Raw genomic sequence first — 9,822 nt, 5'->3', positions numbered from 1 at the left:
AGGGGTCGAACCTGTGACCTACGGCTTGTAAGGCCGTCGCTCTCCCAACTGAGCTAACCACCCCGCGTCAGGAGCTGCGTATCTTAATGATATTCTCTTCTGCGTCAATGTCTTTTTTGAATTTTTTTTTGTCTTTCAATGAGTTAAGAGGTTTAACTGTGAGATAGCGGGCATGTCCGGCAAGAGGTGACGCTGTTATAATCGGCGAAATTTCCCTTGGATGAAGCGTGAGAGAAGCTGTGAGACAAAAGAATTGGCTAGGCCAAATCCTTTTAGCAATGGCGGCTCTGTGTCTGTCCGTTGCGGTGCAGGCGGTAGTAGAGACTGAAAAGCTATCTTCCCCGGAGCTGGAGGCGCGCTATCGGGTACTGATTGAGGAAATGCGCTGCCCAAAGTGCCAGAACCAGAATTTGGCTGAGTCAGATGCATCCATTTCTGCGGATTTGCGTCGTGAGATTCGCCGACTACTGGAAGAGAGTTTCACAGATAAAGAAATTGTCGACTACATGGTGGCGCGTTATGGGGATTTTGTTCTCTACCGCCCCCCAGTGCAGGGCAACACTTTGGCACTTTGGCTGGCCCCGGGTGTGTTCGCACTGGTTGGCCTTTTGGCGTTGATCATCATTGTGATGCGTTCCCGCAGTGGGACCGGCGCACGCCAGGACGATGGCAGCGGGGCCCTGACTGAGGATGAGCGGCGCAAGCTGAAGAAGTTGCTGGGTGAGGACCCCTGCGATTTGAATGATGATGGGAAGAAGATAAATGATTGATATCTGGTTTGGTTTGGCAGCCCTATTGCTGTTGCTGGCTCTTGTCTTCCTGTTGCCGGGACTGAGAGCTGTCGGCGCGCGACGCTCTGGAGGAGCCAAGCGAGAAGTTTTGGCAGAACTCTACCGCGAGCGCGCCCGAGAGTTGCAAACTGCTGTGCAGAGCGGGGCTATGGATGAAAAACAGTTTGCCGAGCTTGAGGCGGAAATGGCCCGTGAGCTTCTCAGTGCCCAGGAAGAGGTTCAGTCCTCAGCACCTTCCAGGCGCGGTGCGGGCGTTTTACTCGGCTTGGCGGTGTTAGTACCGGTGGTGACGGCCGGAGCTTATATGATGTCCGATCGGCCCGGTGAAGTGGCGCTCTATCGGGAAATACTGGCTAGCCAGCAGGGGCAGACAGACGCAGAAATTGAAAAGAGAATCACCAGTCAGCTCAAAGCGCGTATTGAAAGCCACCCTGAAGACTTGAGTACTCGTTATGTATTGGCGCAAAGGTTGCTGGTAAGCGGAGATATTGCCGGTGCCGTTGAAGCCTATCGCTTTGTGGTGGAGCGGGAGCCTCAGGCGGCCTCTGTAAAAGCCGAGTTAGCTCAGGCGCTATTTTTCGCTGGCGGTTCAAAAATAACTGAGGAAATTCGCCTGTTGATTGGGCAGGTCCTTGAATCCCAGCCGGGTAATGGCACGGCGTTGGGGTTGGCGGGGATAGCTGCCTACGAGGATAAGGAATACCGTAAAGCACGTGAGCATTGGCAGGCTGCTTTGCAACAGTTGGCACCAGGGTCGGCCGCTGCTGAAGCCCTTGCTGCGGGTGTAGCCCGAGCGGAAAAGGCGTTGGCGGATGCTGGTGAGTCGGTAGTTGTTGCCCGGAACTCTGGTGAAAGGGCAGGCCCTGAGATCCGCGTCCAGGTTAGTTTGGACAGCAGTGTCGAGGCTGAGGCTTCAACGCCTGTGTTTATCTACGCTCGCAGTGCTGAAAGCCCAATGCCCCTGGCGATCGTACGACTGACCGCCAGCCAGTTGCCAGCGGAGGTGGTTCTGGATGAATCTCGTGCGATGATGCCGGGCCGTTCTATTTCCACGGTGGATTCCGTTCAGTTGGTCGCGCGCCTGGCACTGCAAGGCGATGCCCGTCCAGCTGCTGGGGATTGGCAGGGCACTATTAAAGCCCTACCAAAATCCAGCTGGAATAAAGCGCAGTCTATTACCATCGACGAGAAGTTGTAATAGGCGAAGTTATGGAGTCTTACGGCTCCATTCACTGTCGCCGAAAGATGATAGTTTGGTCAGTAATTTCTCACTTTGAATTGTGTTGTATTGCGGCCTGAGAACTTGTTTGCGTCTAAATGGTCACAGGCGCGTGAGGTAATGTCGTGAGAGGTTTGTGGTTGTTAATGGGATCTTTGCGGCCTATCGCGTTGGCCTTGAGTACCAGTTGCAGCTATAAAGCGATCTTGACTTGACCACTGGCCATTCCGGCCGATAATCCGCTTGAAAAGTAACTGTGAAGAATTGCGCTGAAAGCCCAGGCAGCGCCATGTACACTTGAGTGTTTGGTGATCGGGCCGGCAAAGATAAAAAATACCGAGTTTAAGAATACATGCGTCTGAAGTGCATCAAACTTGCGGGCTTCAAGTCCTTTGTTGACCCCACCACCGTCTATTTCCCTACAAACCTGAACTCGGTGGTAGGCCCCAATGGATGTGGTAAATCGAACACCATTGATGCCGTGCGCTGGGTAATGGGCGAATCGTCAGCAAAGAATCTGCGCGGCGACTCCATGACGGACGTTATTTTTAATGGCTCCAGTGGGCGTAAACCCGTGGGACAAGCGTCTATTGAATTGGTTTTTGATAACTCTGCGGGCAAACTCTCCGGAGCCTACGCTTCCTTCACCGAGGTTTCTGTCAAGCGCAAAGTAACTCGCGAGGGACAGAATAATTATTATCTCAATGGTGAGAAATGTCGCCGCCGGGATGTGACAGACCTGTTCCTGGGAACCGGTCTCGGCCCGCGCAGTTATGCGATTATCGAGCAGGGCATGATCTCCAAGTTGATCGAGGCCAAGCCGGAAGAACTGCGCGTTTATATCGAAGAAGCCGCCGGCATTTCCAAGTATAAAGAGCGCCGCCGCGATACTGAAAATCGCATGCGCCGGACCAATGAGAATTTGGAGCGCCTCACTGATATTCGCGATGAGCTTGATCGCCAGCTGTCCCGCCTGGAGCGGCAGTCCGCGGCAGCGGAGAAGTACAGTCGCTTTAAAGAGGAAGAGCGCAGCCACAAGGCGAATTTACAAGCCCTTAAGTATCGTGAACTCAATGATCAAAATACGGCTAAACAACAACAAATCGGCGAGCTTGAACTGACGGTTGAAGAGTTGGTCACCCGGCAGGTGAGCTGTGATACCGGCATCGAACAGAAGCGTGTTGGCTACCACGAGTTATCCGACAGTTTCAACGAGGTGCAGGGCCGTTTTTACGCTGTTGGTGGTGATATTGCACGCCTTGAGCAGAGTATTGCCCACGCTCGTGAACGTTCCACTCGCCTGCACTCCGATTTGGCGCAGACTGAACAGGAGTTCCGCGAAGCGGAGACCAATCTGGAGGTGGATCGAGAAAAGGCTGCCCAGTTCGAGGAAGAGCTGGAAGTCATTGTGCCGGACATGGAAATGGTCCTCGCCGCTGAAGAGGAGTCCGCCAGTGGCTTGCTCGAGGCCGAAGAGCGAATGCGCAATTGGCAAAATGAGTGGGATCAGTTTAACCAGGGGGCTTCCGGTTCCCGCCAAAAGGCTGAGGTACAACAATCTCGTATCCAGCACCTGGAAACTTCAGGGCAGAGGCTACTTGAGCGCATCAATAAGCTTGTCACTGAGCAATCCGGCCTGCAGGTCTCCGAGGATGATGAAGAGGCCTTGCAGCTGAACGAGCAGCTCGCCGAGATGGAAATGCAGGCTCAGGAGCGCCGTGAAGAGACTGCGGAGCGACGCGAATCCCTGGATGGGTTGCGCTCCCGTGAGCACGAATTGGCAACGGATCTTGATCAATTACGCCTGCAACTGCAGACCAATCGCGGCCGCCAGGCCTCCTTGGAGGCGTTGCAGCAGGCTGCACTCGGGCGGGGCAAGGCTGTCGAAAGTTGGTTGCAGCAGCAATCCCTGGTTGATAAGCCGCGTCTCGCCGATCAGATACAGGCCCAGCCTGGATGGGAAACTGCCGTTGAAACAATACTGGGAGCACAGTTACAGGCGGTTTGCGTAGATCAGCTCGATAGCCTTGCGGAAGGGCTGGCCCAACTGCGAAGCGGTCAGGCAGTATTTGTTGACGGGGCCACTGTGGCCGAGCCTTCCGCCAATACATTGCCGGCGTTGGCCAGTGTGGTGCAAGGGCCGGCCTCTCTCACGGGCCTGCTTTCTGGTATTTACACTGCTGAAGGCCTCACTGAGGCATTGGCAAAGCGCGCCGGATTGTTGGCCCATGAATCGATCGTAACTCGCGATGGCCTCTGGGTGGGCCCCAACTGGTTGCGGGTGAGTCGGGCCAGTGATGCGGAATCGGGGGTGCTTGCCCGCAAGCAGGAGCTTGAGGCACTGGTGCAGGAAATCGCCTTGTGTGAGGAGCAGATTGAAAATCACAGTGAGCAGTGTGAGTCTTTACGTAGTCAGGCAACAGAGCTAGAGCATGCGATTGAGCAGGCGCGTATGGACTCCGAGCAGCTCGGTCGCCGCGAAGCGGAGCTGCGCAGCCAGTTGTCTGCCCGCCGTGCTCGTGCAGAGCAGATGAGTGAGCGCCGCACCCGTATTGAGCAGGAAATTACCGAGGTGCGTGAGCAGCAGGAACTTGAGGGAGAGTCCCTTTCCGAAGCGCGACTACTGCTGCAGGAGGCAGTGGAAGCGATGAGCGAAGATACTGATCGTCGTGAAACGCTAATGGCACGCCGCGAGGAATTGCGCGAAGCTTTAGATGCCGCACGTCAGCGCGCCCGTGAGGATAAGGACCGCGCTCACGAGTTGGCCATGCGTGAACAGTCAGTGCGCACACAAATGGTGTCCCTGGAGCGCACCCTGCAGGTGATGAACGAACAGCTTGAGCGGTTGCGTTCGCGTCGCACTCAGTTGCAGGAGCAAATGGCTGAGACCGAGGACCCCTCCCAGGATTTCCAGGCAGAGCTGGAAGAGAAACTGGGCGAGCGTATCGAAGTGGAAACGGAACTGGCTGAGGCGCGAAAGAAGCTCGAAGAGGTGGAGACTGGTCTGCGTGAGCAGGAGCAGGAGCGCCATAAGATAGAAGCGGCCTTGCAAGGCGTGCGCGCTCAGCTGGAGCAGGAGCGCCTCGCCGCGCAAACACTGGAAGTGCAGCGTAATGGTCTGGTTGAGCAGCTGCGTGAGAGTGATCACGATGTGGCGCTGTTGCTGGAACAATTGCCTGGTGACCTGACTATCGCCCAGGTGCAGGAAGATTTAGAACTGGTGGCTGCGCGCATCTCGCGTCTGGGGCCGATTAATCTCGCGGCCATCGATGAATATAAACAGGAGTCAGAGCGTAAGAACTACTTGGATCGCCAGCATGGGGATTTGATGGATGCGCTGGAGACTCTGGAAAATGCAATCAAGAAAATCGACAAGGAGACGAGAACCCGCTTCAAGGAGACCTTTGATCAGGTTAATGCGGGGCTGCAGGAACTCTTTCCGAAAGTATTTGGGGGCGGTAACGCTTACCTGGAACTCACTGGCGAAGATCTGCTCGATACCGGAATTGCGATCATGGCTCGCCCACCGGGCAAGCGTAACAGTACCATTCACCTGCTATCCGGTGGGGAAAAGGCACTTACAGCGATCGCCCTGGTTTTCTCAATTTTTCGCCTGAATCCCGCACCTTTCTGTATGCTGGATGAGGTGGATGCTCCTCTCGATGACGCTAACGTAGGTCGCTACGCACGAATGGTTAAAGAAATGTCAGAACACGTTCAGTTCATCTATATTACCCACAATAAGATCGCAATGGAGATGGCGGATCAGCTATTGGGTGTGACCATGCATGAGCCGGGCGTGTCACGTCTGGTGTCGGTGAATGTGGAAGAAGCCGCTGAGCTGGCTTCCGCATAAGGGCGTAAAAGGAGAGGCGCTTAATAATGGATAACTGGCTGGTTACAATCCTTGTGGTAGTTCTGCTTGTAGCGGTGCTGGATGGTGTGCGCCGCGCGATTTTACGGCAACGGGCAGCAGTGAAAGTATCCCGGAATTTATCCAAGGCGATGCAGTCCGAGGTGGATAGCGAGGCGGATCCTGTTTCCAGGGTGAAGTCAGCTCCCCAGGCTGCGGACACTTCGAAAGATCCCCTTGAAGAGCAGAAGCAAAGGCCTGCAAATAGCGAATTGCCTGGACAGGTGCGGGTGGTTCAGCGTCGCGCAATGGAAGATGCCCTGCACGTAAATCGCCAGGTACAGGAGAGCTTTATCTCCTCGCGTAAACCCCTGGCCGGTAGCTCGCCACAACGCAAGGTGCAGGAGCAGGGCATGCTGGACCTTGAAGATCAAGTCCCCACGCTGATGGAATCTATCAGCGAGGAGCAGCGCTTTGAGCCAAAGCTGAATGAATCCGAAAGTCTCGAAGCGTTCAAGGATGGGAAAGCTGCCGCTACGCCTTCCCGCGACCCCAACGAGGAACTGTTGGTACGGCGTGAGCCCGGCCCGCAAAAGCCATCGGCCGAGGAATATTCCGAGGATAATACCCCTGTGCGTGACGAGGTATTAGTGATTAATGTGATGGCACAGGAAGGGGACTACTTTGAGGGCAATGACCTCCTGCGGGTGATGGTTGCTTCAGGTATGCGTTTTGGTGAGATGAATATTTTCCACTACCACGAAGGTGGTGGTGCTGAGGGCGCGGTTATTTTTAGCCTGGCCAATATCGTAGTGCCCGGTGTATTTGATTTGGCACAGATGGAGGAATTTGCGACTCCGGGTGTCAGTCTGTTCCTGGCGTTGCCGGTTGAGGGAGAGGCGATCAAAGCATTTGATCAGCTGCTGTCCACTGCTTATAAAATTGCGGAACTGCTAGGTGGTGAGCTTAAGGATGAACACCGCAGTGTTTTTACCGCGCAAACTGCCGAACATTACCGCCAGCGTGTGGTGGAATATCAGCGTCGCCGGGCCCTGGCCATGGCGCAAAATTAATCGAGAACGCGGCCCCTTTTTTATTATTGTTTATTTGTAACGGCGGCCCCAGGCCGCGGCTGAACTCCCTGGAGGCTCGGTCGCGAACTGGGGCCGCTGTTGCATTTGAATTCAAGTTTTCTTTCTTAGTTAATCCGTTTTTTACTTGAACAGTCGATGACCACACAAGCTATTCCTAAACAGATACGTGAGCGGGTGCAGGAGCTGCACGAGCTTCTGCAGTGGGCCAATTACCAATATTACGTATTGGATGATCCTGAATTACCGGATGCGGAGTATGACCGTCGCTTGCGGGAATTACAGGACATTGAGCAACAGTTCCCGGTATTACGGACTCAGGACTCGCCAACCCAGCGGGTTGGTGCCGAACCTCTGTCATCGTTCAAAGAGGTGCGTCATGAAGTACCAATGTTGTCGCTCGACAACGCTTTCAGCGATGAAGAATTGTTGGAGTTTGATCGCCGTGTGTGTGAGCGCTTGAACAGTAAGGGCGCCATTGAGTACGCCTGCGAGCCAAAGCTTGATGGCATTGCCATCAGTCTACTGTACCGTGATGGTATTCTCGAGCGTGCGGCTACTCGCGGTGATGGCACCACTGGGGAAGATATTACGCAAAATGTACGTACCGTGGGGTCGGTACCTCTGCGCTTGCGCCGGGGGAAAGGGATTGCAGCGTTGCCGGCAGTGCTTGAGGTTCGTGGTGAAATCTATATGCCGAAAACGGGTTTTGCCGAGTTGAATCGCAAAGCGGCTGCTGCTGGTGACAAGTTGTTCGTCAATCCACGAAATGCTGCTGCGGGCAGTTTGCGCCAATTGGACTCCCGTATCACGGCACAGAGGCCCCTGGAGCTTTGTGTCTACGGTACCGGCTTGGTGGAGGGGGCAACACTGCCTGAGGAGCATGTAGCAACTCTTGAGTTACTCGGGCACTGGGGCTTCCGTATTAACAGTGAGATGCGTTTGGCGGCGGATATTCATGCCTGTGTTGAGTATCACAGGGAGTTGGGTGAGAAGCGCGAGAGTCTGCCCTACGAAATCGACGGAATCGTTTTCAAAGTCAATAGCATTCCCTTGCAGCGTCGTTTGGGATTTGTTGCGCGAGCACCTCGTTGGGCCATGGCTTACAAGTTTCCGGCACAGGAGGAGATGACCGAACTTTTGGATGTGGAATTCCAAGTGGGGCGCACTGGGGCGGTGACTCCGGTGGCGAGACTTAAGCCGGTATTTGTCGGCGGTGTGACGGTGTCGAATGCAACCCTGCACAACCGCGATGAAATCCAGCGTCTTGGGGTTATGATCGGTGATACCGTTGTTATTCGTCGCGCTGGCGACGTAATTCCCCAAGTAGTTTCTGTGGTGGAGAGCAGGCGTCTGAACAAAGCGCGCGCAATTGAATTTCCCACCCATTGCCCGGTATGTGACTCACCGGTGGAATCCACACCGGGTGAGGCGGTGGCCCGTTGCAGTGGCGGCCTGATCTGTAGCGCTCAGCGCAAACAGGCAATAAAGCACTTTGCTTCACGCAAGGCAATGGATATCGATGGCCTCGGCGATAAGCTGGTTGAGCAACTGGTGGATGAGGGTTTATTGCACTCGGTTTCCGGCCTTTACCATCTCGATCTCAAGCAGTTGGCTGGGCTTGAGCGTATGGGGCAAAAGTCTGCACAAAACCTGCTGGATGCTCTTGAGCGCAGCAAAGACACCACTCTACCCAAATTTCTGTATGCACTCGGTATTCGCGAAGTGGGCGAGGCGACAGCGCGCAATTTGGCCCGGCATTTCGGCGCTTTAGAAGGCTTGATGGCCGCCGATGAAGAGGCGCTCCAGGAAGTGGAGGATGTGGGCCCGGTGGTGGCGCATTTTGTTGCAGAGTTTTTTAAGCAGCCCCACGCCCAAGAAGAAATTGAGGCACTGCGCCAGGCTGGCGTGCACTGGCCAGCAGAGGAGAGCGATGGTGCCGAGCAACCTCTGTCAGGTCAGACCTGGGTGCTGACCGGTAAACTGGAAACACTGTCCCGTAGCGAAGCTAAGGAGTACCTGCAGGGTCTCGGCGCCAAGGTAGCTGGCAGTGTTTCCGCTAAAACCAATCATGTTGTAGCAGGTCCGGGTGCCGGTTCTAAATTAAACAAGGCTCGGGAGCTGGATATTCCAGTGATGGATGAGGAGGGCCTGATGGAAATGTTGCGTGAGCGGGGCTTTGATATTTAATTTTAAGATCGCGAGCACTGTGAAGTAGTGCTCTCTTATGCTGTTAAGCACTGCCACTAAACCCCGGTAAAATAGACGAAACTTTGAGCAACTCAGGGGATCGTCCATAGGGTGTGGCTTTCTGTTCACTTCGCCATTAAAGTGCAACCCCTAGATCTTTTTTGCCCTGGGTACCTGATGTCCGGCGGCGCTGCGGTAAGGAATGGAATAAATGCTTCAGGGCGATCAGGAATCCATAGTCTATGGGTGTATCAAAGACAGTAACAGTCTTACTGGCGGCAGCGAGCGCCGGCGTGTAAATCGCAATGCAGTCCTTGCCTTGCCCAGTGCGGACGAATGGCCCTTTCTCTGTCGCGATATGTTTTCCATTCCCACCATCAAGGTAAAGCAATCCCAGTACCAGACCGATGTAATCCACTTTGGGGCCTCTTATCGCGCGGTAGAATATGAATGGGATATGTGGATACAGAAGTTCGAGGAGCTTCTGAAAAGTATGTACTGGGTTTCGGCAACCGTACACCTGGAAACCGAGCTTTCCGGGGTGCATTCCTTCAGCTGGGAGGCATCTGGTCTTTACCATGAGCCCGGAAGCGGTGATATGCAGGTGCGCTGCGAATGGACCCAGGAGGGGCGTGTCAGCGTCTAGAACTCGATTAAGTATGGGTTCTGTGACAGGTA

6 protein-coding genes are annotated in these 9,822 nt (G+C 54.6%); all 6 read left to right on the top strand.

The annotated features are described in order from the left end of the window. The first annotated feature begins 239 nt into the window (after positions 1 to 239). The 6 genes from ACCI49_RS04445 to ACCI49_RS04420 all read left to right on the top strand — a co-directional run bounded on the left by ACCI49_RS04445 (position 240) and on the right by ACCI49_RS04420 (position 9,790). Entirely contained in the window at positions 240 to 770 is a 531-nt protein-coding gene (locus tag ACCI49_RS04445) for a cytochrome c-type biogenesis protein (RefSeq protein WP_371837771.1), read from the top strand. Further along, the gene (ccmI, locus tag ACCI49_RS04440) at positions 763 to 1,989 is read left to right on the top strand and encodes a c-type cytochrome biogenesis protein CcmI (protein WP_371837770.1); all 1,227 of its coding nucleotides are present in this window, start codon (positions 763 to 765) and stop codon (positions 1,987 to 1,989) included. Before ACCI49_RS04445 ends, ccmI begins: the two co-directional genes overlap by 8 nt. A gap of 373 nt (positions 1,990 to 2,362) precedes the next feature. Then, positions 2,363 to 5,866, top strand: a complete 3,504-nt coding sequence (smc, locus tag ACCI49_RS04435; protein ID WP_371837769.1) for a chromosome segregation protein SMC — start codon at positions 2,363 to 2,365, stop codon at positions 5,864 to 5,866. 26 nt (positions 5,867 to 5,892) lie between these two features. Then, on the top strand, positions 5,893 to 6,936 hold the full coding sequence (gene zipA / locus ACCI49_RS04430) for a cell division protein ZipA (RefSeq protein ID WP_371837768.1): 1,044 nt from the start codon (positions 5,893 to 5,895) through the stop codon (positions 6,934 to 6,936). A gap of 156 nt (positions 6,937 to 7,092) precedes the next feature. Beyond that, positions 7,093 to 9,144, top strand: a complete 2,052-nt coding sequence (gene ligA / locus ACCI49_RS04425; protein ID WP_371837767.1) for an NAD-dependent DNA ligase LigA — start codon at positions 7,093 to 7,095, stop codon at positions 9,142 to 9,144. Positions 9,145 to 9,355: 211 nt separating this feature from the next. After that, a complete protein-coding gene (locus ACCI49_RS04420; RefSeq protein ID WP_371837766.1) occupies positions 9,356 to 9,790 on the top strand; it encodes a hypothetical protein in 435 nt (144 codons plus the stop codon). Positions 9,791 to 9,822 lie beyond the last annotated feature (32 nt).

The sequence above is a fragment of the Microbulbifer epialgicus genome (assembly GCF_041447265.1).
GTDB classification, from domain to species: Bacteria; Pseudomonadota; Gammaproteobacteria; order Pseudomonadales; family Cellvibrionaceae; genus Microbulbifer; species Microbulbifer epialgicus.
The sequence above is the reverse complement of the archived record's forward strand: the minus strand, read 5'-3'. Positions and strand labels throughout refer to the sequence as shown.